Below are 447 nucleotides of genomic sequence, written 5' to 3' on the forward strand. Positions count from 1 at the left end.
GGCCCTGTCCAAGTATGGCACCATGAAACGGGAACAAGTGATAGCCCCGGCGATCAAACTGGCGCGGGAAGGGATCAGCGTTACTTCAGATCTGGCCAACTCCCTCGATGGGGTTAAGCGCCGCATCTCCCAATGGCCAAGCTCTGCCGCCATCTTCTACAAGGCAGATGGCAGCAGCTTTGTACCGGGCGATATCATCAAGCAGCCTGAGTTGGCTCACTCGCTGGAGCTGATTGCCAAACAGGGCAGCAAAGGATTTTACCAAGGGGAAACCGCCGAGAAACTGGTGAGTGCCATTCAGGCTGCCGGCGGCATCATGACCCTTGAGGATCTCAACAACTATCAGGCCATAGAGCGCCAGCCGGTGCGCGGACACTATCGAGGCTATGAGGTGGTTTCCATGCCGCCGCCATCATCGGGTGGCATCCATATCATAGAGATCCTCAA

The 447-nt window shown here is 56.6% G+C and carries 1 protein-coding gene; it reads left to right on the forward strand.

Annotation, left to right across the window (positions count from 1 at the left end; all coding sequences use genetic code 11):
- Positions 1–447 (forward strand): gamma-glutamyltransferase (locus tag K5Q92_RS24060; protein WP_220771284.1); only part of this gene is annotated, 447 nt, incomplete at both ends.

It is taken from the genome of Shewanella sp. MBTL60-007 (assembly GCF_019654915.1).
Taxonomy (GTDB): domain Bacteria; phylum Pseudomonadota; class Gammaproteobacteria; order Enterobacterales; family Shewanellaceae; genus Shewanella.